Source organism: Nonomuraea deserti, from assembly GCF_004348685.1.
In the GTDB taxonomy this organism is placed as follows: domain Bacteria; phylum Actinomycetota; class Actinomycetes; order Streptosporangiales; family Streptosporangiaceae; genus Nonomuraea; species Nonomuraea deserti.
This window is the reverse complement of record NZ_SMKO01000078.1, coordinates 16,664-41,522: the sequence shown is the minus strand read 5'-3', so window position 1 is coordinate 41,522 and position 24,859 is coordinate 16,664. Positions and strand designations below refer to the sequence as shown.

At 69.8% G+C, this 24,859-nt stretch carries 20 protein-coding genes and 1 pseudogene; 8 read left to right on the top strand and 13 right to left on the bottom strand.

The genetic code is table 11. The annotated features are described in order from the left end of the window. Positions 1-183 precede the first annotated feature (183 nt). From E1292_RS26195 to E1292_RS26180, 4 genes are all read left to right on the top strand, one after another. Positions 184-504, top strand: a complete 321-nt coding sequence (locus E1292_RS26195; protein WP_132597864.1) for a hypothetical protein — start codon at positions 184-186, stop codon at positions 502-504. After that, entirely contained in the window at positions 485-817 is a 333-nt protein-coding gene (locus E1292_RS26190) for a type II toxin-antitoxin system PemK/MazF family toxin (RefSeq protein ID WP_132597863.1), read from the top strand. The genes E1292_RS26195 and E1292_RS26190 overlap by 20 nt, the downstream gene beginning before the upstream one ends. 79 nt (positions 818-896) lie before the next feature. Next, complete coding sequence (locus tag E1292_RS26185; RefSeq protein ID WP_132597862.1) at positions 897-1,667, top strand: neutral zinc metallopeptidase; 771 nt, start codon at positions 897-899, stop codon at positions 1,665-1,667. Between the two features lie 134 nt (positions 1,668-1,801). Next, positions 1,802-2,551, top strand: a complete 750-nt coding sequence (locus tag E1292_RS26180) for an endonuclease/exonuclease/phosphatase family protein (RefSeq protein ID WP_132597861.1) — start codon at positions 1,802-1,804, stop codon at positions 2,549-2,551. A gap of 28 nt (positions 2,552-2,579) precedes the next feature. Here E1292_RS26180 and E1292_RS26175 read toward each other — a convergent pair whose 3' ends face one another. From E1292_RS26175 to E1292_RS26165, 3 genes are all read right to left on the bottom strand, one after another. Beyond that, entirely contained in the window at positions 2,580-3,611 is a 1,032-nt protein-coding gene (locus E1292_RS26175; protein ID WP_132597860.1) for an endonuclease/exonuclease/phosphatase family protein, read from the bottom strand. A 308-nt stretch (positions 3,612-3,919) separates the two neighbouring features. Further along, positions 3,920-6,649 (bottom strand): aconitate hydratase AcnA, encoded by a 2,730-nt coding sequence (acnA, locus tag E1292_RS26170; RefSeq protein ID WP_132597859.1) that lies wholly within the window; start codon positions 6,647-6,649, stop codon positions 3,920-3,922. A gap of 320 nt (positions 6,650-6,969) precedes the next feature. Continuing rightward, entirely contained in the window at positions 6,970-7,698 is a 729-nt protein-coding gene (locus tag E1292_RS26165; RefSeq protein WP_132597858.1) for a metal-dependent hydrolase, read from the bottom strand. A gap of 309 nt (positions 7,699-8,007) precedes the next feature. Between E1292_RS26165 and E1292_RS26160 the strand changes: the two genes are divergently transcribed. The 3 genes from E1292_RS26160 (at position 8,008) to E1292_RS26150 (ending at position 10,389) form a co-directional block, all read left to right on the top strand. Continuing rightward, positions 8,008-8,733 (top strand): PadR family transcriptional regulator, encoded by a 726-nt coding sequence (locus E1292_RS26160; protein ID WP_132597857.1) that lies wholly within the window; start codon positions 8,008-8,010, stop codon positions 8,731-8,733. Between the two features lie 56 nt (positions 8,734-8,789). Next, positions 8,790-9,293, top strand: a complete 504-nt coding sequence (locus E1292_RS26155; RefSeq protein ID WP_165974744.1) for a DUF1707 SHOCT-like domain-containing protein — start codon at positions 8,790-8,792, stop codon at positions 9,291-9,293. Positions 9,294-9,447: 154 nt separating this feature from the next. Continuing rightward, the gene (locus tag E1292_RS26150; RefSeq protein ID WP_132597855.1) at positions 9,448-10,389 is read left to right on the top strand and encodes an NAD-dependent epimerase/dehydratase family protein; all 942 of its coding nucleotides are present in this window, start codon (positions 9,448-9,450) and stop codon (positions 10,387-10,389) included. On the opposite strand, the gene E1292_RS26145 is transcribed toward E1292_RS26150, so the two are convergent. The 7 genes and pseudogenes from E1292_RS26145 to E1292_RS26120 all read right to left on the bottom strand — a co-directional run bounded on the left by E1292_RS26145 (position 10,353) and on the right by E1292_RS26120 (position 17,895). Next, positions 10,353-11,738 (bottom strand): hypothetical protein, encoded by a 1,386-nt coding sequence (locus E1292_RS26145; RefSeq protein ID WP_439331905.1) that lies wholly within the window; start codon positions 11,736-11,738, stop codon positions 10,353-10,355. The genes E1292_RS26150 and E1292_RS26145 overlap by 37 nt on opposite strands. Before the next feature lie 84 nt (positions 11,739-11,822). Then, positions 11,823-12,272, bottom strand: a pseudogene (locus E1292_RS56150) (glycosyl hydrolase 2 galactose-binding domain-containing protein); the annotation flags it as partial. Between the two features lie 99 nt (positions 12,273-12,371). After that, entirely contained in the window at positions 12,372-13,250 is an 879-nt protein-coding gene (locus E1292_RS26140; RefSeq protein WP_132597854.1) for an ATP-binding cassette domain-containing protein, read from the bottom strand. Continuing rightward, positions 13,250-14,191, bottom strand: a complete 942-nt coding sequence (locus E1292_RS26135; RefSeq protein ID WP_132597853.1) for an ABC transporter ATP-binding protein — start codon at positions 14,189-14,191, stop codon at positions 13,250-13,252. Before E1292_RS26135 ends, E1292_RS26140 begins: the two co-directional genes overlap by 1 nt. Next, positions 14,188-15,072 (bottom strand): ABC transporter permease, encoded by an 885-nt coding sequence (locus E1292_RS26130; RefSeq protein ID WP_132597852.1) that lies wholly within the window; start codon positions 15,070-15,072, stop codon positions 14,188-14,190. The genes E1292_RS26135 and E1292_RS26130 overlap by 4 nt, the downstream gene beginning before the upstream one ends. Next, positions 15,069-16,064, bottom strand: a complete 996-nt coding sequence (locus E1292_RS26125) for an ABC transporter permease (RefSeq protein WP_132597851.1) — start codon at positions 16,062-16,064, stop codon at positions 15,069-15,071. Before E1292_RS26125 ends, E1292_RS26130 begins: the two co-directional genes overlap by 4 nt. Before the next feature lie 73 nt (positions 16,065-16,137). Next, positions 16,138-17,895, bottom strand: a complete 1,758-nt coding sequence (locus tag E1292_RS26120) for an ABC transporter substrate-binding protein (RefSeq protein ID WP_132597850.1) — start codon at positions 17,893-17,895, stop codon at positions 16,138-16,140. 506 nt (positions 17,896-18,401) lie between these two features. Between E1292_RS26120 and E1292_RS26115 the strand changes: the two genes are divergently transcribed. Next, the gene (locus E1292_RS26115) at positions 18,402-19,217 is read left to right on the top strand and encodes a CAP domain-containing protein (protein ID WP_132597849.1); all 816 of its coding nucleotides are present in this window, start codon (positions 18,402-18,404) and stop codon (positions 19,215-19,217) included. Between the two features lie 63 nt (positions 19,218-19,280). Here the strand turns inward: E1292_RS26115 and E1292_RS26110 are convergent, their stop codons facing one another. From E1292_RS26110 to E1292_RS26100, 3 genes are read right to left on the bottom strand one after another with little or no spacing between them, the layout of a single operon-like run. Next, positions 19,281-20,681: a sugar porter family MFS transporter gene (locus E1292_RS26110; protein ID WP_132597848.1), complete on the bottom strand. Its 1,401-nt coding sequence runs from the start codon at positions 20,679-20,681 to the stop codon at positions 19,281-19,283. A gap of 55 nt (positions 20,682-20,736) precedes the next feature. Further along, complete coding sequence (locus E1292_RS26105) at positions 20,737-23,211, bottom strand: polynucleotide kinase-phosphatase (protein ID WP_132597847.1); 2,475 nt, start codon at positions 23,209-23,211, stop codon at positions 20,737-20,739. Then, entirely contained in the window at positions 23,195-24,841 is a 1,647-nt protein-coding gene (locus E1292_RS26100; protein ID WP_132597846.1) for a 3' terminal RNA ribose 2'-O-methyltransferase Hen1, read from the bottom strand. Before E1292_RS26100 ends, E1292_RS26105 begins: the two co-directional genes overlap by 17 nt. Positions 24,842-24,859 lie beyond the last annotated feature (18 nt).

Sequence of the window (24,859 nt, the reverse complement as noted above, 5' to 3'; positions counted from 1 at the left end):
AACCCCACCCCGCCCTGCACGATCGCGCCCGCGAAAACCGCCAAACCTCCAACAAGCAGCAGAAATGCCGTATCAGTCATGCAGAAGAGTCAACCATCTTTACTCTCCGTTGCCATTCAGGCTACGAGAGTGATGGCTGGTGTACGGTTTTCGCGACGCAGACGTAGCCTCAGGAGTATGAGCATGAAGTCCACCAAAGCTGCGACGACGATACGCGTCAGCGTCACGACCCGGGACCGGCTGGCCCGAATCGCCCGCCAGGAGGGCCGAACCATGACCGAGGTGCTGCACGACGCCATCGCCGACTACGAGCAGAAGCAGTTCTGGCAGACCGTCAACGAGCAGATCGAGCACACACAGCGTGAAGATCCCGAAGGATGGGCCGACTACCTCACCGAACGCGAGTTCGTGCTGGGACCACGCCCCCGCTCCCGCCGGATCGCGCCCGAGTGGGACGGTCTGATCACGTTCCCCGAGGAGAAAGATGAAACTCACGCAAGGTGATATCTGGTTCACCAGATTCAGCAGTCCGACCGGTTGCGAGCAGGGTTTCGACCGTCCCTCGCTGATCGTCAGCAACGACCGCTTCAACCAGTCGAGGCTCGGGCTCATTCTCGCCGTGCCGCTGACCACCCGGGAGCGCGGCTATCTCACACACGTCCGCATCGGCCGCGACGGGACCGGGTTGGCCAAGACAAGCTGGGCGATGATCGAGCAGATCCGCGCCATTTCGCCGGACAGGCTTGACTTCTTCGTCGGCACCGCTCCAGAAGAGGTCGTCGCGGAAGCGGTCACCGTGCTCCAGCGGATGATATGAGCATGCCGCCCGGCGAAAGGGAGCTTCGCCGGATGGCGCTCTCATCGTGCACACGTCGCCGATCGTTAAGCTGCCGATCGTGCGATCCCTCCCGTTGACGCGTGTCCTGACCCTCGCCGCGATCCTGGCGTCCGTCTGCCTGCCCGCCCCTTCCGCCCAGGCGGCGCCCGTACGCAACCCGTTCCCCAAGAAGGCGGGCAAGCTGGCCACGACCTCATGCCCCGAGACGCCGATCGTCTCCGGCGGCATCCCGCGCACCCGGGAGTACCTTCAGACGGTCGTGAAATGTCTGGACAAGTCGTGGGGTGCGTACGTTGAGCGGGCTGGGCGTACGTTCCGCAAGCCCGTCGTCCGCTACTTCGAGGAGCCGGCCGACACCGTGTGCGGGATGCGCTGGCCCGCGTACGCCGACGCCTTCTACTGCACGGAGCGCGCCACGGTGGTCTTCCCCCTGACCGGCCGGTGGCTCGAGAACAGGACCGACCTCTACCCGTTCAAGGTGGCCGCCCACGAGTACGGCCACCACCTGCAGAGCCTGCTCGGCATCCGGCGCTCCTTCGAGGTCAGGGCGCGGGCAGATCGGACGCACCAGGACCAGCTGAAGCGCCGCTACGAACTCCAGGCCGACTGCCTGTCCGGAGTGTTCCTGGGCAGCGTCTGGCGCTCCCTGGCCCGCTCGGAGGCCGACTGGGCGGCGCTGCTCGACGCGACGCGGGCCAGCGGCGACGACGACGGCCACCGCACCCACGGCAAGGGCGCCAGCCGGGTCCACTGGCTCAAGCGCGGCTACGGGGCCGTCTCCCCCGCCGCCTGCGACACCTGGTCGGCTCCCGCGACCAGGGTCGCCTGACCGCCGAGCCCTGCCGAAAAGCACTGCCGGCAGGGTCTTCGCCCGGCCCCGACAGCGGCCCCGACAGCGGCGGGCTCGGGGTGAAAGGGACAACCGGTCACCAACCCGATGATCCTTCGTCTACGCTGGCGTTCATGGGCGACGAGGCAAGCATGCGATTCGGCCGCGTCAGGGAGCTGGCCAGGGAGGTCGGCAAGGCGCGCGAAGAAGTGGAAAAGGGCCGCAGGGCCCTGTCGGAAAGCCCGGACGCGGTCCCCTACGTGCCCGTGCCCACGGTCCCCGGCTCCAACGCGTTCGGCGACACGGACAACGCCGCCCCGGTCGGGTCCGCGCTGGCCAACCTCGCGGCGTCGGCCGACGACCTGTCCGGAGTGCTCATCGGCGTGCTCGACTCCGACGAGACCAGGCTCGGCAAGGTCGTCACCGCGTTCGAGACGCTGGATGACGACATCGCCGACCGGCTCTTCGCCGACGCCGCCAAGGGTTTCGACGTCTACAGCGCCCACGTCCACAGCCACGGCCTGCACGAATACGACGATTACGTGCGCACCGGCCAGATCGACACCCTGCACGAGGCCATGAATCGCGGGCCGTCGCTGCTGGGCGCCGACCTGAACGCCCCGACCCTCGACGGCGAGAACCACAAGGGCACGGGTTCGGGCGCGGCGATCGAGGAGTTCCAGGACGAGGGCTACTCGGTCTATTCGCGGGGCGTGAACGACGAGGGCGAGCCCGTCGGCACCTCCCCGGTGGGCGACAAGCCGATCGACCACGTCATCAGCTCGCCGGCCCTGCCGATCAACGAGCCGCCCACCCTGACGGACAACGGCACCTCCGATCACATGGGCGGCCAGGGCGCCGACGTGGAGCTGCCCAACTGGTGACCCGCCGGGCGGGCCACCAGGCCGGCGCTCACCTCGGCTGGATCTCGACCTCCGCCACGGCGGCCGAACGGCCCTCGCCGTCCTCGATCTCGGCGTTGCCCTCGCCGGGACGGTTGCCCGGCAGGGTGATGCTGCCGCCGTCGACGTCGAGCTTGACGTTCTCGGTGTCGCCGCTCGCCTGGATGACGTCGCCCTCGCGCACCAGGACGGCGTTGCCGAACGGGGAGAACGGGCGGTCGCCGAGGATGGGCCAGTCGTCGCTGGCCTGGTATTTGCTGCTCGCCTCCCCGAACGTGACGTCCCACTCGTCGCCGGTGCGCTCCTCGAGCTCGCGTTCCAGCGAGCCCATGTCGACCTCGAAGACCTCCTGCAGGGTGGCGATGTCGGCGTTCTCGTCGGCGATCACCTGGGCGATGTCGTCGAGCTCGTCGGAGTCGGTGCCGCCCGAGTCGCCGGGTGCGTTGCCCGCGCCCTGGCCGATGTTGAGGTTGACGAGGCGGACCGAACGCGGCCGCCACTGCTCGGCTATCGCGTCGAGCTGCTCCTTGTAGAACTCGAGGTCTTCGCGCCGCTCGTCGAGCACCTCGTTCACCCGCCCGCGGATCTCCCTGGCCGCGCTGATCGCGCCGGAGACGAGTGTGGCCTGTCCGGAGTCGCGCGGCCGGAAGGTCAGCTGCCCGTCGGCGCCGGAGCTGGAGGGCACCCCGTTGAGCTTCTCGCGCTCGGTGTCGAGCAGCCCCTGCTGGACGCGGAGCGTGCTGGCCGTGAGGGTCAGCACGTTGGCGACGCCCTCCGCGTGGCTGGCGAACAGCTCGACGTCCTGGGTGAGCTTCTTGCGGTAGTCGTTGAACGACGTGGCGGTGTCACCCGTCCAGTGCTCCTCGGAGAACACGGTGTGGGCGGCGGAGTTGACCTTGCCCTCGGCGGAGCTCGCCTTGGACTTCACCTTCCGCCATGCGGTGGCCAGCGTGTCCAGCAGATCGGGGTCCGCCTTGAGGTCCCACACGTCGGTGGTGGAGATCGGCTGGGGTGTCTGCGGACCCTCAGGTGCCTCGGCCATGAACCTCTCCGTGGTGTCGGGGGCAGCGGCAGAAGGCTTGCACAAGCCTGTGACAAACCGCAAGATCACGCTTAAAAATCCGACCCTATCGCGTGGTTCCGGGGAAAGTGTCCCTTTTCGGCTACTTCCGGGGAGGTAGGCGGCCTCCGATGCGAGGAGCCGCCCGGCGGAGGGTGTTCCGCCGGACGGCTCTCAGTGTGTCGGGTGGTTCCCCCGAAACGGGCGCGTGAGGATCGCGCCCAACCCCGGCGACGAGCCGGGCTCCGTCGCCCCCGGCCGGCTCATGACCGACCGGGAGCTCGGGAAGTTCACTTGGCGAGCAACGACCGCAGAACGTACTGCATGATGCCGCCGTGCCGGTAGTAGTCGGCCTCGCCGGGCGTGTCGATGCGCACCACCGCGTCGAACTCGACGTCGCCCGCCCTGACGTGCACCGTCTGCGGGATGCCGCCCTTGTTGAGCTCTTCGACGCCCGTGATGTCGAACGTCTCCTCGCCCGTGAGGCCGAGGGCCGCCGCCGAGGCGCCCTCCGGGAACTGCAGCGGGAGCACACCCATGCCGATCAGGTTGGAGCGGTGGATGCGCTCGTACGACTCGGCGATGACCGCGCGGACGCCCAGCAGCGCCGTGCCCTTGGCCGCCCAGTCGCGCGAGGATCCGGAGCCGTACTCCTTGCCCGCCAGCACCACCAGCGGCGTGCCCGCGGCGGCGTAGTGGACGGAGGCGTCGTAGATGAACGACACCGGGCCGTCGGGCTGGGTGAAGTCGCGGGTGTAGCCGCCCTCGGTGCCGGGGGCGATCTGGTTGCGCAGGCGGATGTTGGCGAACGTCCCCCTGATCATCACCTCGTGGTTGCCACGCCGCGAGCCGTAGGAGTTGAAGTCCTTCACCTCGACCCCGTTGGCCTTGAGGTACTGGGCGGCCGGGGTGCCCACCTTGATCGAGCCGGCGGGCGAGATGTGGTCGGTGGTGACCGAGTCGCCGACCTTGACCAGCACGCGGGCCCCGGTGATGTCGGTCACCCGCTCCGGCTTCTCCGGCATGCCGTCGAAGTAGGGGGCCTTGCGGACGTAGGTCGAGTCGGGGTCCCACTCGAAGGTGTCGCCCGTCGGGATCGGCAGCGAGCGCCAGTGGTCGTCGCCCTTGAAGACGTCGGCGTAGTCGCGCTCGAACATGTCGCGCCCGATCGAGGAATGGACCACGGCCGCGATCTCCTCCGGCGAAGGCCAGATGTCGCGCAGGTAGACCGGCTCGCCGTCGCTGCCGACGCCGAGCGGCTCGGTCTCGAGGTCGAGGTCCATGGTGCCGGCCAGCGCGTACGCGACCACCAGCGGCGGCGAGGCCAGGTAGTTCATCTTGACGTCGGGGTTGATCCGGCCCTCGAAGTTGCGGTTGCCCGACAGCACGGCGGTGACGGCCAGGTCGTTGGCCTGGACGGCCTCGGAGATCTCCGGCAGGAGCGGCCCCGAGTTGCCGATGCAGGTGGTGCAGCCGTAACCGACGAGGTTGAAGCCGATCTTGTCGAGGTACGGCTGGAGCCCGGAGCGCTCGAAGTAGCCGGTGACGACCTGCGACCCGGGGGCCAGCGAGGTCTTGACCCATGGCTTGCGGGTCAGGCCCTTCTCCACGGCGTTGCGGGCCAGCAGCGCCGCGCCGAGCATGACGTACGGGTTGGAGGTGTTGGTGCACGAGGTGATCGCGGCGATCGAGACGATGCCGTGGTCGATCTCGAACGAGGTGCCGTCGGCCAGCGTGACGGGCACCGGCTTGTGCGGCCGCCCGCCGTTGGCCGTGGAGTTGGAGGCGGGCGAGTCGGAGGCCGGGAAGGACTCCTTGGACGCCTCGTCGACGCCGTCCTCCACGTAGTTCTGGACGTCGTAACGCCAGGTGCTCTTGGCGGCCGACAGGGCGATGCGGTCCTGCGGGCGCTTGGGCCCGGCGATGGACGGCACGACCGTGGCGAGGTCGAGCTCGATGTATTCGGAGAACTCCGGCTCGGGCGCGGCCGGGTCGAGCCAGAAGCCCTGGGCCCTGGCGTACGCCTCGACGAGGGCGATCTGCTCCTCGGAGCGCCCGGTCAGGCGGAGATAGTCGATGGTCTGGCCGTCGATCGGGAAGATCGCGCAGGTGGAGCCGAACTCGGGGCTCATGTTGCCGATCGTGGCCCGGTCGGCCAGCGGCACGGACGCGACGCCCTCGCCGTAGAACTCGACGAACTTGCCTACCACGCCGTGCTTGCGCAGGATCTCGGTGATCGTCAGGACCAGGTCGGTGGCCGTGGCCCCGGCGGGCAGCTTGCCGTTGAGCTTAAAGCCGACCACGCGCGGGATCAGCATGGAGATCGGCTGGCCGAGCATCGCGGCCTCGGCCTCGATGCCGCCGACGCCCCAGCCGAGCACGCCGATGCCGTTCTCCATCGTGGTGTGGGAGTCGGTGCCGACGCAGGTGTCGGGGTAGGCCTTCCCGTCGCGGGTCATGACCACGCGGGCCAGGTGCTCGATGTTGACCTGGTGGACGATGCCGGTGCCGGGCGGCACCACCTTGAACTCGTCGAAGGCGGTCTGGCCCCAGCGCAGGAACTGATAGCGCTCGTGGTTGCGCTCGTATTCGCGCTCCACGTTGCGCTGGAAGGCGTCGGGGTGGCCGAAGTAGTCGACGATGACCGAGTGGTCGATGACCATCTCGGCGGGCGCGAGCGGGTTGATCCTGGCCGGGTCGCCGCCGAGGTCGCGCACGGCCTCGCGCATCGTGGCCAGGTCGACCACGCAGGGCACGCCCGTGAAGTCCTGCATGATGACGCGCGCGGGCGTGAACTGGATCTCCACGCTCGGCGCCGCCTTCGGGTCCCATCCTCCGAGCGCGCGGATGTGGTCGGCGGTGATGTTGGCGCCGTCCTCGGTGCGGAGGAGGTTTTCCAGCAGGATCTTCAGACTGTACGGGAGGCGCGCGGCGCCCTCGACGGCGTCCAGCCGGAAGATCTCATATGACGCGTCGCCGACGCGTAGCGTGTCACGGCTGCCGAAGCTGTTCGCGGACACGGTGGTTCGCCTCCTCCATCAGACATCTTTCAGGCTTGCGGGTGGCTCCCCGCTCCTCACGCGCTTCGCGGCTCCCGTGGTGCCGGGTCTCCACTCCGCTCGCTGCGTCGGGTTCACTCCTGCTCATGGGTCGCTCACCCTCCTCACTCACTTCGCGGGGTCCCTCCTTCATCGGGCCCCCACTCCGCTCGCTGCGTCGGGTTCACTCCCCAAATCCTGCCGCACGAGCGAACAAGTAAGCACGTTAGGTGAACCTAACTCGCGGCCGCGCAGCAGGTGTCTCGACATCAAGATATCTGGAAAAGTATCTCGACATCAAGTTAAACGGGCGCCAGGCGCCAGTACAGCAGTCCGACGATGGCCACGGACAGGATCGGCGCGAGGATCTTCTGCTCGAACTTCCTGCCCGTCTTGATGCCGATCTTCCAGGGCAGTACGAACTTCGCCCCCAGCGGCCACAACACGGGGCAGCCGCGCTCGGTCATGCAGTCGCCGACCACGTGCGTGAAACTTCCGACCGCCACGGCCAGCCCGAGCCAGGCGTAGCCCACCTCGAGAGAGAGGAAGACGGCGTAGAGCCCGGCGGTCATGCCGATATTGATCATGATCGAGCCGAGTTTGTTCCCCGGGATCCCGACGCCGATGGCGCGCAACGCCAGGCCGATGAGCAGCACGACCATGATGTCGCGCCCGATCGGATAGGTGTTGGCCAGCCAGTGCGCCCCGAACCCGATGGCGACGGCGAAGACGAGCGAGTGGGTGGCGCCGCGGTGGCCGCCGCCGAGCCATGACACGACCTTGCTGAGCGCCCACGTGAGCGGCCCGAACGTCTGCGCGATCGTCGCGTTCGGATGGTCGAGGTCGGGCAGCATCGCGGCGCCCGCGCAGATGATGGCGCCGGCGATCAACTCGGCGGGACTGAGCGCGGTGGCCATGATCCCGGTTTCCACGAACCGGGTGGACTCGTTCACCAGCGGCAGTGCGGCAAGGGGCGGCGCCAGCCCCAGCCAGGCGATGGCCCCGGTCATCGCATGCGTGTGCCCCATCATGATCCGGACTGTACGGCAAAGAGGTCCTTTACGCGGCGAGGCATGCCGGGCGACCAGGCCGTGAAGGCCGCGACGTTGGGGAAGGCACCCGCAAACGCAGACGAGGTCGTCTCCGCGGCGACAGCACCCCCCAGCCCTGCCGACGCGGAACGACCTCGTCTGACCTGAACAACGTCCACCTCCCCCGGCCTGTTCCCGGATTCCGCAACTTTTTCGTGATCTGGATCACACCTTTTCGTGACTTGCGGAACGGCATTTCATCGATATATCTTTGACGCATCGAGAACAGATCGCGATATAGGGGGAAAAATGAGTTCAGCACAGGCAGCAGGCGGGCCCTGGCCCGGCGCGCGCGAATACAAGCGAGCGGCCCGCGAGGCGTTCAGGGCCATGAGCGACGCCTTCGAGCAGATGGGCGGCCACCACCATCGCGGCGGCCCGCACGAGCACCGCCACCGCGGCAGGCGAGGCGGACCCGGGTTCCCGTTCGACTTCGGGCGCGGCCCGTGGGGCGGCCCCGGCGGTCCCGGCGGCCCCTGGGGCGGCGGGCACCGCGGCTGGGGCGGCAAGGGCCGCAAGGCCAAGCGGGGCGACGTGCGCGCCGCGATCCTGGCCCTGCTCTCCGAGGAGCCGCGCAACGGCTACCAGATCATCCAGGAGATCGCCGAGCGCAGCGAGGGCGGCTGGAAGCCCAGCCCCGGCGCCGTCTATCCGGCGTTGCAGCAGCTCACCGACGAGGGCCTGGTGATCTCGGAGGAGCACGAGGGCCGCAAGGCCTACCGTCTCACCGAGGAAGGCAGCGCGTACGTCGAGACGCACGCCGACGAGGTCAGGGCCCCATGGGACGAGATGCGCCCGGACATCGACGACAACACCGCCGACCTCTGGCACATCGCTCGGCAGTCGGCCTTCGCCATGATGCAGATTCTGCAGACCGGCAGCGACGCGCAGATCCGCGAAGCGCGCAAGACTCTAGTGGAGACCCGGCGCAGGCTGTACCAGATCCTGGCCGACGACGAGCCGGGCGAGGAATGACCACACTGATGGCCGGCGCACGCGATGGCCGGTTCGGAGAGAGCGAGGAGCCGCACATGGACCGCAACGATCTCCGCATCGGCGACGCCGAGCGCGAGCAGACGATGGCCGCCCTGCGCGAGCACTTCGCCCAGGGCCGCCTGACCCACGAGGAGCTCGACGAGCGCCTCGATCAGACGCTGGCCGCCAGGACGGCCCGCGACCTGGCGAGCATCACGGCCGACCTCCCCGGCTCCGGTCACCACGCGCCCGACCTCCCCGGCCCCGGTCACCACACGCGCCCGCCCCAGCCCGACCTGGGCGACTGGCGTGCGGCGATGCACGCGCATCGGCGGCAGATGCAGGAGATGCGCCACGCGCACCGCGACCTGCGCCACCACCGGGGTCACCACCCGTGGCGGCGGCACCGCGGCCCGCACCCGATCGTGCCCCTGTTGTTCGTGGCCATGATGCTCGGGCTGTTCTTCGGCGGGTTCGGCGTCTTCAAGGTGCTGCTCGTGGTGTGGGTCGCGGCCGTGGTCGTCAGCGTGGTGCGCCGCCGGTTCCACTCCCGCCGCTGACCGGCCCCGCCGGCCGTTGACAAACGGAACACTGCTCCGTATCGTTTTCGGAACAACGCTCCGTTTAATGCGGAGCCCGCCGCGGCGGGCGTTCGCCCGCCACCACCACATGAGCAGCGGCGGCCATGGACACAGTCCAGACAGGAGTTTCGGCATGATTCTGGTCACCGGCGGTCTTGGTTTCATCGGGTCCCACACCGTCCAGGCACTCCTCGACCTGGGCGAGGAATGCGTCCTGGTCCAGCGCAGGAAGGTCGAGGCGCCGGCCTACCTCGCCGGCGCACAGGTGGCGGTGGAGCAGGCCGACATCACGGACCTGCCGGCCCTGCTCGACGTCGGCGAACGCCACAAGATCACCGGCATCGTGCACCTCGCGGGGTCCATGCCCTGGCCGCCCGGCTCCGATCAGCCCGTCGACGCCACGCGTAGGGCGCTGGGCGGCCTGCTCAACGTCATACAGGCCGCCCAGGACTGGGGGGTGAGACGCGTGGGCGTCGCGAGCACGATCGGCGTCTACTCCGGCCTGACCGGCGCGCTCCATGAGGACATGCCCCTGCCCATGACGTCGCCCCACCTGATCCCGACCTTCAAGAAGATCGGTGAGCTCCTCAACGAGCACCTGGCCGGCGCCACCGGCATCGAAGTCGTCAACTACCGCGTCTCGGCCACCTGGGGACCGCGCGACCCCCACGGCGCGCTGTTCTTCGCCGCTCCCGAGCTCGTCCATGCCGCCGCCCGCGGAACCGTACCGGACCTGTCGACTCTCGCCGCGCCCCCGCGCGCGGAGGACTCGATCGACTTGTGCTACGTGAAGGACACGGGCCGGGCCATCGCGCTCCTCCAGCTGGCGGACCGGCTCGGCCACCGCACCTACAACGTCGCGTCCGGCCGCGCGACGTCCAACGCCGAGGTCATCGCCGCGATCAAGAAGGTCGTCCCCGACGCCAGGATCGACCTGCCCACAGGCGGGACCGGGCAGCAGACCCACCTCGACATCACCCGTCTCCGGCAGGACACCGGCTACCGGCCCGCCTACGACACCGAGCGCGCCGCCGCCGACTACATCACCTGGCTGCGTGCCGGCAACGAGCACTGAGGCATGCCGCCCGGCGCGGGCTCGTTGACGCAGCGCAGCACGGGGAACCGGGTCAGCGCGCCGGTGTCCAGCTCCCGTCCGTGGTGACGTGGAAGACCACGCTCTCCCCCGGCAGGAGCGTGACGAGCTGGTCGTCCACGACCGCTCCGGGGTCGAGCCTGTCGGGGAAGAGCGTCAGCTCGCGCAGCACGCTTGCGGCGGTGACGGTCACCCGGTGCCCCGGGCACGCGTTCCGCGCGGGCGTCGTAGGCGGCCTCGGGGAACGCCACGGCGGTGTCCTCGGCGTAGCAGCCGACCGTGCGGACCGTGTCCAGCGCGGCCGTGAGCAGCTCGCGCGCCGGATCGCCGGGGGTCGCGACGGAGCCCGGCAACGCCACCCTGAGCACCGACCTCGGCGCCGCCCGCACGGGCACGACCTCCCTGGCCAGCGGCTCGCCGGCCAGGGACCGCCGGACGAGGCGCAGCTGGCCCGACCACGGCTCGCCGGTGTCGTTCACCACGGCCAGCGCCCCGTCCTGGACGCTGAGCAGCCGGTCGGCGTAGGCGCGGCGCAGCGCGTACCAGAGCGGTTTGAGCCGCCCGTCGCCGTCGACCGCCGGCCAGGACGTGACCGGCCAGCAGTCGTTGAGCTGCCAGACGATCGTCCCCATGCAGTACGGCATGAGGGCGCGGAAGCGCTCGATCCCGAACGCCACGGCCCGCGCCTGGTTGAGCTGGGTCAGGTAGTGCCAGTCGTCGAACGTCTCCGGCGCCGGCAGGTGCTCGCCCAGCCCGCGCAGCAGCTTGCCCTGCCCGTCGACGGCCTTCTGGTGCGAGGAGTCCGGCGTCAGCGGCTCGTCGGAGGAGGCGCGGCGCAGCGTGGCGTACGCCGGCGGCCCCTGGAACCCGAACTCGGCCACGAAGCGGGGCCGGTAGGCGGCGTAGCGGGTGTAGTCCGCGCGGTTCCACACGTCCCAGATGTGGATCGTGCCGCCGGCGGTGGCCTGCCCGAACCGCTCGGCCAGCCGATCACCGGTGATCCGGGGAGCGAAGCAGTCGTCGGGGATCCAGTTGACGCCCTTGACGAAGACCGGCACCCCGTGCACCCGGAGCCTGAACGCCTCCCGGTCCAGCTCGACCGAGCGGAAACCGACCCGGCCGCGCCACTCCTGCTCGCCGAGGCGCACGGTCAGGTCGTAGAGGGGCTGCTCGCCGTACCCCCGGGGCCACCACGGCTCGGGGTCGGGCACCCGCAGCGCGAGCACGGCCGCGCGCCCGCCGACCCGCTGCCCGGCGGTCACCCCGGCGGCCTCGGCGGTCACGGTGACCGGCGCCTCGGTGACCCGCTCGACCCGTACGTGCACCTCCACGCGGCCGTCGGCGTGCGCGATCGGGCGCACCTCGGCGAGGCGGGCGCCGCTCCAGCTCTCCAGCCCGATCGGGCGGCTGATCCCGGCGGTGACCACGGTCGGCCCCCAGTCCCAGCCGAAGTTGCAGGCGGCCTTCCTGATGAACGGGTACGGCTCGGCGTACGAGGCGGGCCGCGCGCCGAGCGCCGCCCTGTGCTCCTCGGCGTAGTCGTAGGCCGAGCCGAAGCGGACGGTGAGGGTGTTCTCGCCCGCGCGCAGCAGGTGGCGCACCGGGAAGCGGTAGGAGCGGTGCTCGTTGGCCGTGGCGCCCACCCGTACCCCGTTGAGCTCGACGGCGGCGACCGTGTCGAGGCCCTCGCACACCAGGTCGGTGCGCTCGTGCTCGTCCGGCGATCAGGCGAAGGAGGTCCGGTAGGCCCAGGCCGTACGGCCGATCCAGGCCGGCCGCCGCTCGTTGTCGTCGAGGTAGGGGTCGTCGATGAGGCCGGCGGCGAGCAGGTCGGTGTGCACGCACCCGGGCACGGTCGCCGCCACCGTGGCGATCGCCGGGGCTGGCACGTCCGCCGGTCCCCCCGGGACGGCCGACAGGGTCCAGCCGTCGTGCAGCGGACGGTACGAACTCACAGGCGTCTCCTAAGGGCAGGTGTCCAGCCGGGCGCACGCCACGAAGTGCCCCGGCTCGGCCTCGATCAGGGCGCCGGAGGCCCCGCGCTCGTGGTGGACGCAGGAGTCCACGGGCGTGGCGTCGTCCCAGGCCTGGTTCATGCGCGGCACGGCCGACAGCAGCTCGCGCGTGTACGGGTGCAGCGGGTCCCCGAAGACGCGGCCGGTCAGCCCCATCTCCACCACGCTCCCCCGGCGCAGCACCACGGTCCGCTCGGCCAGGTAGGTGCCGAGCGACAGGTCGTGCGTGATGTAGAGCACGCCCAGTCCTCTGGCCTTCAGCTCGGCCAGCAGGTTGAGCACGTCGATGCGGGTGGAGGCGTCGAGCATGCTGGTGATCTCGTCGGCGACCAGCAGCTTGATGTCCAGCAGCAGCGCGCGGGCGATGAGCAGGCGCTGCAGCTGGCCGCCGCTGAGCTGGTGGGGGTATTTGCCGAGCACCTGGCCGGGGTTGAGCCGCACGTCCCGCAGCGCCGCCTCGACGCGCTCCGCCCACTCGGCCCGGGGGACGGCCGGGTAGTACGCCTCCTTGATCATGTTGTACACGCGGTCGGCCTTGAACACCGGGTTGAACGAGCTGAACGGGTCCTGGAAGATGCCCTGGATGTGGCGGTAGTACTCCTTGCCCGCCCGGACGGGCCGCCCGTCGAAGGTGATCGAGCCGCGGGTGACCGGGTTCAGGCCGAGGATCATCCGGCCGATCGTGCTCTTGCCGCTGCCGCTCTCCCCGATCAGCGAGACGACCTCGCCGGGGACGACCTCGAAGCTCACCTCCCGCACGGCCGTGACGCTCTTGCCGCCGAAGGCGCCGATCCTGAATTCCTTGGTGACGTCGTCGAGTCTGAGCATCAGGCCTTCCAGCAAGCGACGTGGTGGTCGGGGGCGAGCTCGGCCACCGGCGGGTCCTGCGCGCACTCGTCTCCCGCGATCGGGCAGCGGGCGCGGAAGCGGCAGCCGGTGGGCGGGTCGAGCAGCGAGGGCGGGCTTCCGGGGATGCCCTCGAGCCGGCGGTCGGCGTACCGCACGCCGACCTCGGGCAGGGAGTCGAGCAGCAGCTTCGTGTACGGGTGGCGGGGCGCCTTGACGATCACGTCGGCCGGCGCCTTCTCCGCGAGCCTGCCCGCGTACATGACCATGATCGTGTCGGCGATGTGGTGGGTGAGCGCGATGTCGTGCGTGACGAAGATCATGCTCTTGACGTAGCCGCTCTCGCGGAAGCCCAGCAGGGCGCGGGCGACGGCCTTCTGCGTGGAGACGTCGAGCGCCGAGGTGACCTCGTCGGCGATCAGCAGCGACGGGTCGAGCAGCGTGGAGATCACCATCACCATGCGCTGCTTCATGCCGCCCGACAGCTCGATCGGGTAGCGGTCGAGCACCTCGCGGGGCAGGCCGACCTGGTCCATCCGGCGCTCCAGCTCGGCGGTGTCCACCGCCGAGCCCCTGGACCTGAGCAGTTCGGTGACCATCTTGCGCAGCTTGCGGGTCGGGTTGAGCGCGCTCATGGCGTACTGCGGGATGAGGGAGACCTCGCGGAAGCGGAAGTCGTTCATCGCGCGGTCGTCGCCGATCGGCAGCTCCTGGCCGTCGAGCACGACCGTGCCGCCGACGTGGCGCATGCGGCCGTCCATGCGGATGAGGCTCTTGCCCAGGGTGCTCTTGCCGCAGCCGGACTCGCCGACCAGGCCGAGGATCTCGCCGTCGCCGAGCTCGAAGGTCATGCCGTCGAGCGCGCGCACCTCGCCCTTGAGCGTCCTGTAGTACACCCTCAGCTCGCTGACCTGCAGGCTCATGTCTCCCTCAGTTTCGGGTTGAAGACCTCGTCCAGCCCGACGTTGGCGACGTACAGGGCGCCCACGATCGCCGTGATGCCGGCTCCCGGCGGCACGAACCACCACCACATGCCGAGCTGGAGCGCGCTCCACTGGTTGGCGTTCTGCAACATCAGGCCGAGCGAGACGCCCTCGGTCGGGCCGAGGCCGATGAAGTCGAGCGAGGAGGCGATGAGGATCGCGCCGCCGAACAGCAGGATGAACGTCATGAACAGGTAGGAGCTCATGTTCGGCGCGATCTCCCTGGAGATGATCCGCCAGGTGCCCGATCCGCTCATCCGCGCCAGGTCCACGAACTCCCGGGTACGCAGCGAGAACGTCTGCGCCCTGATCGCCCGCGCCGCCCACGGCCACTGCGTCAGGCCGATGAACAGGCCCTGCACCGCCACGCTCCGGATGCCGAGGTAGGCGTTGATGATCAGCAGCACGGCCAGCGTGGGGATGACGAGGATGACGTTCGTCAGCATGTTGAGCACCTCGTCGACCGCGCCGCCCCGGTAGCCGGCCACGAATCCCACGAGCATGCCGATGACCGCCGCGATGCCGCCGCCGATGACGCCCACGAGGAAGGTGGCGCGCAGGCCGTGCACGAACTGGAGGAAGATGTCCTGGCCGAACGTGGTGGTGCCGAGCCAGTGCTCGGCCGACGGCGGGCTCATGGGTCGGGTGCCGTAATCGTTGGGCGTGCCACCGGCCAGCAGCGGCCCGACCAGGCCCAGCACGAGCAGCACGACCACGATGCCGAACCCGGCCATCAGCTTGCCGTTGCGCACGGCGAAGTGGAGCGCCTCGCGGCGCACCCCCTCCCGCTCGCGCGGCTCGGTCTCCTGGAGTGTCGTCATGCCTGCGCACCCGCCATTCCCGCCCTGGTCCGCGGATCGACCACGACATAGACGATGTCGATGATGAAGTTGGCGATCAGCACTCCGAGCACGATGAACAGGAACGTGCCCTGGAGCAGGAAGAAGTCCTGGTTCTGGATCGCCTTCAGGATCAGGCTGCCCAGGCCCGGGTAGGCGAAGACGATCTCGGTGACGAGCGCTCCCGCCACGAGCACGCCCAGTTGCAGGGCCAGGCCGGTGATCTGGGGCAGGACGGCGTTGCGGAAGGCGTACCTGCGGATGAGCCGGGCGGGCGCGCCGAGCGCCGACAGGTAGTTGGAGTAGTCGGACTCCAGCTCATAGATGATCATGTTGCGCATGCCGATCGCCCAGCCGCCCAGCGCCACCAGGAACAACGACAGGAACGGCAGCGTCCAGTGGTGCAGCAGGTCCAGCACGAACGTCCACGACCAGTTGGGCCGCATCGAGAAGCTGTAGCCGCCGGCGACGGGGAAGAGGCCGGCGATCACGCCGAGCGCCCAGGCCAGCAGCACCGCCAGCCACATGTACGGCATGGCCGTCAGCACGTAGCCGACCGGCAGCACGGTGTTGTCGAGCAGCTTGCGCCGGGCGGCGTAGGCGCCGAACCGGTTGCCCACCACCCAGCTCAGCAGCACCGACGGGATGATCAGGCCCAGCGTGTACGGCACCGCCCCGTTGATCACGGTGCTGACCGGGGTCGGGAACAACCAGATGCTGATCCCGAAGTCGCCCCGGAACATCGCGCCCCAGAAGTTCACGTACTGCTGCCAGAGCGGCTGGTCGAAGCCGAAGAGGTCGTTGTAGTAGGCCCGCATCGCCTCGACGGCCTCGGGCTGGGCGACGTTCGCCCGCGCCACCATGCCGGCCACCGGATCGCCCGGCATGAAGCGCGGGATCAGCCAGTTGACCGTGACGGCGACGAAGAAGGTCAATCCGTAGATGAGCAGTTTCCTGCTGAAGTAGCGACGCACGCGTGTTCTCCGAGAGGGCCCTCCGCCCCTGGCGGCCCGAGCCGCGCGGGGCGGAGGGGTGAACGGTCAGAGGTCAGGAGCCGGCGGGCTGGAGCTGGGTGAGCGTCTCGAAGCCGCCCAGTTCGAACCAGTTGCGCCACATGACGGCGCCCGTCTTGGGTGCGCTGCCCTCCGCGGCCGGCCAGTTCTTCCACGTGCTGGTGCTGTGCTGCGCCCACAGGCCGTTGTACCAGAGCGGGATGATCGGCATGTCGTCGAAATGGATCTGCTGGAGCTGCGAGATGATCTTCTGCATGCCGGCGGTGTCGTCGGTCTTGACCTGGTCGAGCTGCTGCACGAGGTCCCAGGCCTTGTCGTTCTCGTAGCGGGCGAAGTTGACCGTGTTCTGCTGCTTCCTGACCGGCAGCTGGAACATGTACTCGTAGTAGGTGTACGGCGAGTTGGACAGCTGGCGCTCGTTGTTGATGAGCAGGTCGAAGTCGCCTTCGGTGCGCTTCTCCACCAGAGCGTTGAAGTCGGGGAAGTCGGGCGTGACCTGGATGCCGGCGGCCTTGGCGCTGGTCGCGATCGACCGGGCCGACTCCATCCAGTCGGTCCAGCCCGACGGCACGATGAGCGTCAGGCTGATCTTGGAGCCGTCCTTGTTCTCCACGAACCCGTCGCCGTCGCCGTCCTTGTAGCCGGCGTCGGCCAGCAGTTTCTTCGCCTTGCCCGTGTCGAAGGCGAAGCCGGACGCGGACACCACGTTCTGGTCCACGTACTCGTCCCACTGCGGGAGCAGGCCCGTCGGGCTCGATGCCTTGACGAGGTTGCCGTACACGCTCTCGACGATCTTCTTGACGTCGATCGACGAGGCCAGCGCCTTGCGGAAGGCGGGGTCGTCCATCGGCTTCTTCGTGGTGTTGGGCACCAGCCAGGCGGTGTTGGCCGACAACATGTACGGCGGTTCCTTGTAGTAGGTGGTCAGGCCGAAGTTGCCCTGCACCAGGTTGGCCACGCCGGGCAGGAAGTTGTTGCTGAGGTCGAGGCCCTTCTGCAGCAGCATGCCCATCGCGACCTCGTTGCTCGGCGTGGCGATGTCGACGATGTAGCGGGGCTTGGGCTCCATGCTGAGCGCCGTCTTGCCCCACCAGTCGTCACGCCGCTGCAGGACCACGCGGTCCTGGTCCTTGCTCATGAACGTGTACGCGCCCGTGGCGACCGGGTTGTCGTTGGTCCCGTCGAGCACCTCCTTCTCCGAGCGGTCCTTCCAGACGTGCTCGGGGACGATGGCCCGGCTGTAGAGCATGTAGTCCCACTGCTGGTAGTTGGCCTCGGAGAAGGTGAACGTCACGGTCTGGTCGTCGGTCGCCTTGACGCTCTCCAGCCAGTCCCAGAGGTTGTGGAACGGGATCGTCTCCATCTTGCCGAGCTCGAAGGTGTAGGCGACGTCCTTGGCGGTGAACGGCTGGCCGTCGGACCACTTGACGCCCTGGCGGAGCTTGAGCTCGTAGGTGGTGTCATCGGTCCACGAGCCGCTCTCGGCCAGCCACGGGACGAGCTTGGCCGCGTTGGTGTCGTAGTGGAACAGCGTCTCGTACACCAGGCCCTTGGTGCCCACGGCGGAGTCCCACTCGCGGATGGGGTTGTAGTTGAGTGGCGGGCCCCACTGGGTGCCGGTGGTGTACAGGGTCTCGTTGCGCGGCAGCTGGTTGGGGTCGGCGCTGGCGGCGCCGGACCGGCCCTGCGCCTGTGAGGCCGGCGGGTTCGGCGTGGATCCGCCGCCGGTGCAGGCCGTGGCCAGCAGGCCCGCCGCCACGACCGGGATGAGGATCCGAGCCCGGATACGCATCTCTTCTCTCCTTCCTCCGCGCCAGGCGCGAAGGTTCGCACGTCTGCTGGGCAACCCCGATGAGCGGCTTCGAACGGGTCGGCACCCTATGGGAGCGCTCCCATCAGGACGGCGAGCACACTCCCGCCCGCTGGCCGGTGAGCGATCACTTCTTCAGTAGTCGCAGGCCGGTAACGGCCTGCTGAACCGGATAAGTACCGCGAACGTAAATTCCTGGTGACGCTTACGTCAAGGGCCGTGACGCTTTCGAGACGTGCCCCCGCAAACGCTCCCACGGCGGACCTGCCACGCGCCGGGGCATGAAGGGAGCACTCCGGCGGGTACGGCCTAACCGGTTCAACCGGCGACCCAGCACGGGAGACAGCGGACTGCCCGCGTGATCGCGGACGTCGCCTCAGGAGTCACCCTGGTTTACCTGCTTTTATCGCGATTCGATGACAAATCGATAGCTTTCCCGACAGAATGCGGTCCCATCCAGCGTCTATCGCAACTGGAGGCACACCGTTATGCGTAGACCCCTTGGGGTACTCGCCGGTCTCGTGACCGTGGCGGCGCTGGGCGCGCCGCTCGGCACGGCGCAGGCCGCCACCACATCCGAGGCCGCGTGCCGGGTGAACGTGGCCAAGCCCCGGCTCGGCAGCAAGGCACAGAAGATCACGTCATTCGCCGTCCGCCGCGGGTGCTTCGGCCCCGCGCTCCTCCGCATCCGCATCAAGCGCGCCGTGCCGGGCCGGGACCCGGTCGTCAAGAGCGGCGCGACCAGGAACGGCCGCATCACCTTGAAGATCAACTGCCGGCCGGGCACCTATTACGCGTTCGCCACCGACTACCGCGGCCACACCGTCAAGTCCAAGGCCGCCAAGCTGACGTGCGACCCCGGCGACGACGCCACCCCCACGCCGTCGACGCCTCCCCCGTCCTCGGGCGGAGTGGGCACGGCCGTGGAGAACGAGGTCGTCAAGCTGACCAACGCCGAACGCGCCAAGGGTGGCTGCGGGCCGCTCGAGCACGACCCGAAGCTTCGCGCCGCCGCCGTCGGCCACTCCTCCGACATGGCGGAGCAGAACAAGATGGCGCACAAACTCCCCGGCCGCCCAGACCTGCGGCAGCGCATCGAGGCGGCGGGCCTCACCGGGTTCCGGGCATGGGGAGAGAACGTCGCCTGGGGCCAGCCCTCCGCGGCCTCCGTGGTGCGGGCCTGGATGAACAGCTCCGGCCACCGGGCCAACATCATGAACTGCCGATACAACCTCATCGGTGTCGGCGCGAAGAAGGACGGCCAGGGCCGGATCTACTGGACGCAGGACTTCGTCACGAAGTGATCCCCCACCGGGGGACTCGATCGAGGGTGGCCGGGGTCGCGGGCCCCGGCCACGCCGGCCGGCTCAGCCCATCTCCTCGAGCTTGCGTCCCTTGGTCTCCCTGACCCACCTGGCGACGAACAGGAAGGAAAGGACGGCGAAGATCGTGTACGCGGCGTACGTGAGCGACAGGTTCCACGCCGACAGCGCCGGGAACGACACCGTGATCAGCCAGTTGGCGATCCACTGCGCCCCGGCGGCGACGCCCAGGGCGGCGGCGCGGATGCGGTTGGGGAACATCTCGCCGAGCAGCACCCAGACCACCACACCCCAGGACAGCGCAAAGAACAGCACGAACACGTTCGCCGCCACGAGCGCGATCGCCCCTTGCGGGTTCGGCAGGGACACCGTCCCCTCCACCAACCGCGCCGCGCTGAACGCCCACGCCGCGGTGGCCAGCGAGATCGCCATCCCGGCCGACCCGATCATGAGCAGCGGCCGTCGGCCGATCTTGTCGACCAGCGAGATGGCGATGAACGTGCCGATGATGTTGATGATCGAGCTGGAGAAGCTGATCAGCAGCGAGTCGGCCTGGTTGATGCCGACCGACTGCCACAACACGGACGAGTAGTAGAAGATCACGTTGATGCCGACGAGTTGCTGGAAGGCCGAGAGGACGATGCCGACCCAGACGATCCCCAGCAGTCCCAGCGCGGGCCCGCGCAGGTCCTTCAGCCCCGGCACGTTCTCGGTGCGCAGCACGTGCTGGATCTCGGCCACCCGCGCGTCGAGGTCGATGTCTTCACCCTCGACCTCGGCCAGCACCTCGCGCGCCCTCCTGCTCCGCCCCGACATGATCAGGTAACGCGGGGACTCGGGGATGACCAGGGCGAACAGCAGGTAGAGCAGGGCCGGCAGGACACACGCCCCGAGCATCCACTGCCAGGCCTGCAGCGGCCCCAGGAGATTGTTGACGTTGCCGCCGGCGCGGCTGGCGATCACGTAGTTGACCAGTTGCGAGACCGCGATGCCGAGCACGATGGCCAGCTGCTGGAATGAGCCCAGCCTCCCCCGGTAGGCGGCCGGAGCGACCTCGGCGATGTACGCGGGCCCGAGCACCGACGCCATGCCGATGGCGAAACCCGCGACGATCCGCCAGAACCCCAGGTCCCAGACGGTGAACGGCAGCATCTGCCCGATCGAGCTGATCGCGAACAGCACCGCCGCCACCTGCATGGACCGGGTGCGCCCCAGCCGGTCGGCCAGCCGGCCGCCCATCCAGGCGCCCAGGGCGGAGCCGAGCAGCGCGATCGCCACCACGAACCCGATCTCGAACGCCCCCACGCGGAAGTGGTTCCGGATCCCCACGACCGCGCCGTTGATGACAGAGCTGTCGTACCCGAACAGAAACCCGCCGACGGCCGCCGCCGCCGTGATGAACACGACGTGACTCAGATGCTCTTGATGGGTGTGCTGAGTAGCCATGCAGGTCCTTCCCCCAGGCCGGGGGAACTACCCGCAGGTCACGCACGTATGCCCATCACAGGCGGGGGTCGACCGGCTCCGACTCCAGGGCCAGCACCGCGAAGACCGGCTCGTGGACGCGCCATCCCGGCTCGCCGTCGGCCAGCCGCGACAGCGCCTCCAGCCCCAGCGCGTACTCGCGCAGCGCCAGCGAGCGCTTCTTGCCGAGGAACCGCCTGCGCAGCACGTCGAGCGACTCGGTGTAGTCGGGGCCGTAGATGATCCGCAGGTATTCGCGCCCCCGCACCTTGACCCCCGGCTGCACGCGGCCCGGCGCGTACGCGGCCGGCTTGACCACCATGCCCTCGCCGCCCGCCGCTGTCATCGACTCCCACCAGGCGGTGGCCCCGGCCCGGGACTCGGGCGAGCCGAGCGTCACGAAGACGTGCTCGGTCCTGGCGATCAGCGGGGAGTCGAGCAGCCCCAGCGTGGACAGGTGCCAGGCGTGCGGCTCCAGTGCCGTGGCCCTCCCCTCGCAGGCCAGGATCTGGAACGGCGCCACCCGGATCCCCTCCAGCCCGTCGACCGGCCAGCAGTAACGCGCGTACGCGTCGCGGAACAGGGCGGCGTTGCCGGAGCGGCGCCGGGTGCGGTCGAGCAGATCGCCGACGTCCAGCCCGCGACCTGCCGCCGCCTCCAGGGCCGCAATCGCTTCGGGCAGCGCGGCGCGGGCGGCCGCCCCGACGGAGGCGTACTGCGACCTGATCAGCTCGCCCGCCTTCGCCGACCAGGGCAGCAGCTCGCAGTCGAGCACCACCCAGTCGGAGCCCAGCTCCGCCCAGAGCGGCTCGCAGGCCTCGCGCAGCCGTGCCACCAGGGGCGCGGTGTCGGCGAAGAACGGCCGCCCGGTGCGCGTGAACACCGCGCCCGCGCTGCCGTCGCTCACGCCGAACCGGGCGGCGGCCACCTCCGGCGTCCTGGCCAGCACGGCGACGGCCCGCGAACCCATGTGCTTCTCCTCGCACACGACCTCGCGCACCCCGGCGGCGGCAAACTCCTCGAACGCCTCGTGCGGGTGCTCCAGGTAGCCGTCGAGCGTGGAGGTCTCCGGCGGCGCCATGGTGGGCGGCAGGTAGACCAGCCAGCGCGGATCGACCGCGAACCGGCTCATGACCTCCAGCGCGGCGGCCGCGTTCTCCTCCATGATCTTGACCCGGGCGCCGAACCTGGTCTCGACGTGCCGGGTGCCGATCACGTCGTTGATGTCGAGCATGCCGGGATCGCGCACCTGGGCGGCGCCGAGCGGCTTGGCCGGTTCGTACCACACCTTCTCGGCGGGCACCTGGACGATCTCGCGCTCCGGGTAGCGCAGCGCCGTCAGGTGGCCGCCGAACACGCAGCCGGTGTCGAGGCAGATCGTGTTGTTCACCCACTCGGGGGCGACGGTGGGCGTGTGGCCGTAGACGACCGTGGCCCGGCCCCGGTATTCGTCGGCCCACGGGTAACGGACCGGCAGGCCGTACTCGTCGGTCTCGCCGGTCGTGTCGCCGTACAGGGCGAACGCGCGCACCCTGCCCGAGGCGCGGCCGTGGTAGGCCTCCTTCAGCCCCGCGTGCGCGACGACGAGCCGGCCGCCGTCGAGGCGGTAGTGGCTGAGCAGGCCGTCCATGAACGTCCTGGCGCGCTCGGTGAACCCGGGCGGCTGCGCGGCGAGCTGGTCGAGCGACTCCTGCAGGCCGTGCGCGACCTTGACCTTGCGCCCGTTGAGCGCGCGCACCAGCTTCTGCTCGTGGTTGCCCATCACGCAGATCGCGGCGCCGGCCTCGACCATGTCCATGACCAGGTGCAGCACGCCCGGCGTGTCGGGCCCGCGGTCCACCAGGTCGCCGACGAACACCGCGGTGCGGCCCCCGGGATGCGTGAACCCCTGCGGACCGCGCTGCCAGCCGAGTTCCAGCAGCAGGGTCTCCAGCTCCGAGCGGCAACCGTGGACGTCGCCGATGATGTCGAACGGGCCGGTCAGCTCCGTCCTGTCGGACCACGCCTTCTCGTAGCCGATCGTGGCGGCGTCGATCTCGTCGAGGCCACGCAGCACGTGGACCTTCCTGAAGCCGTCGCGCGAGATCTTGCCGAGCGAGCGGCGCAGGTCCTTGCGCTGCCGGATCACCACGCCGGGGCCGAAGTCGCGGTCGGGGCGGGCGGCGTTGCGCTCGATCGCCACCTCCTCCGGCACGTCGAGCACGATCGCGTCCGCCAGCACGTCGTGCTTCCTGGCCAGGTCGATGAGGCTCTTGCGGGCGGCGTACTGGACGTTGGTGGCATCGACGACGGTGAGCAGCCCTCTGGCCAGGCGCACGCCGACGATGTGGTGCAGCAGGTCGAACGCCGCCGGGGTGGCCGACTGGTCGTTCTCGTCGTCGGAGACCAGGCCCCGGCAGAAGTCGGAGGAGATGACCTGCGTGGGCCCGAAGTGCCGGGCCGCGAACGTGGACTTGCCGCTGCCGGAGACGCCGACGAGCACCACGAGGGAGAGCTCAGGAACGCTGATCACGGGTGAACACTCCCATCTGGGTGGGCGGGCCGACCTCGGGGTCGTCGTCGCCGACCGGTTCGAACGCCACCTGGTAGCCGTGCTCCCCGGCCACCCGGGTGGCCCAGGCGGCGAACTCGGCGCGGGTCCACTCGAAACGGTGGTCGGGGTGGCGCAGCCCGGTCAGGAACTCGTAGCGGACGTTGTGCTCGATGTTGGGCGTGGTGACGAGCACGTGCCGGGGTCTGGCGTGGGCGAACACGACGCGTTCGAGCGCGGCCAGCCGAGGCGGGTCGACGTGTTCGATCACCTCCATGAGGACGGCGGCGTCGTAGCCGGACAGCCGCTTGTCCGTGTAGGTGAGCGCGCCCTGGAACAGGGTGAGCCGGGCGCGCCTGCTGTCGGGCATGCGGTCGAGGCGCAGCTTGCGGGCGGCGATGGTGAGGGCCATCGACGAGACGTCCATGCCGCCGACCCTGGCGAACCGGGGCCTGGCCAGCAGCGCGCCGAGCAGCTCGCCATGGCCGCACCCGAGGTCGATCACGCTGGCCGCGCCGAGCTGCTCCAGCTTCGCGAGCACGGCCTCGCGCCGCCGCGCGCTGAGCGGCCTGCCCTTGGGTGCGCCACCACACCCACCGTCGTGAACCCCGGCGTCCTGAACATCAGCGTCCTGAACATCAGCGTCCTGCGCTCCGGCGTCCTGCGCTCCGGCGTCCTGCGCTCCGGCGTCCTGGGCCGCGCCGACGCCGGCCGGTGGCTCGGCGGGCTCGCCGGCGGCGGCAGCGGTCTCCGTCTCCGCGCTCCACGGCCCTGCGGTCTCTGTCACCTCGGCGGCCTCGGCGGCCTCGTCGGCGGCGGTCGCGCCGGTGGGCGCGTCCTCCTCGACCGCGGGCTCGAGCTGCTCCTCGGTCTCGTCGCCCAGCTCGGCCAGGCGCGCCAGCGCGGTGCGGGCCAGCTTGGAGCGCCGCCCCAGGTAGCGCCGGGTGATCAGGCCACGCTCCGGGTGGCCGTGCAGCCATCCCTCCCCGGCCCTGATGAGCTTGTCGACCTCGTCGGGCGCGATCCAGTAGTGCTTGCCGTCGTCGAGCACCGGCAGCAGCACGTACAGGTGGTTGAGCGCGTCGGCCAGGCGGGCGGACCCGCTCAGGGTGAGCCGGACGTAGCGCGACTCACCCCACTCCGGGAAGCCGTCGTCGAGCACGATCGGCTGCGCGGCCACCTCCCAGCCGAGCGGCTCGAACAGCCGCCGCGCCAGGTCGGGCCCGCCCCGGCAGGGCAGCGCGGGCAGCCGCAGCTCCAGCGGCAGCGGCGTGCCCGGCAGCTCGGGCCTGGCCCTGCACCGGCCGGCCCGCGCGGTGCGGAACACGTCGGCCAGCGCCACGGCCAGCAGCGATGAGGCGGCGTAGGGGCGGTCGTTGACGTACTGCGACAGGCTGAAGTCGGGCGAGCCCTTGCCGCGCGACCTGACCAGCGCGATCGGGTCGACCTCGAGCACGAGCGCCGCCGTGCAGCGCTCGTCGCCGGCTTCGGGGTAGAACACCGTGGCCGTGCCGAACGACTGGCCGAACTCCTGCACGCGCTCGGGATGCTTGTGCAGGAGAAAGCCGAGATCGGTGGCGGGCCTCGCGGTGGTCGTGATCGTCAGCAGCACCCGCCCAAGTGTGCCGTA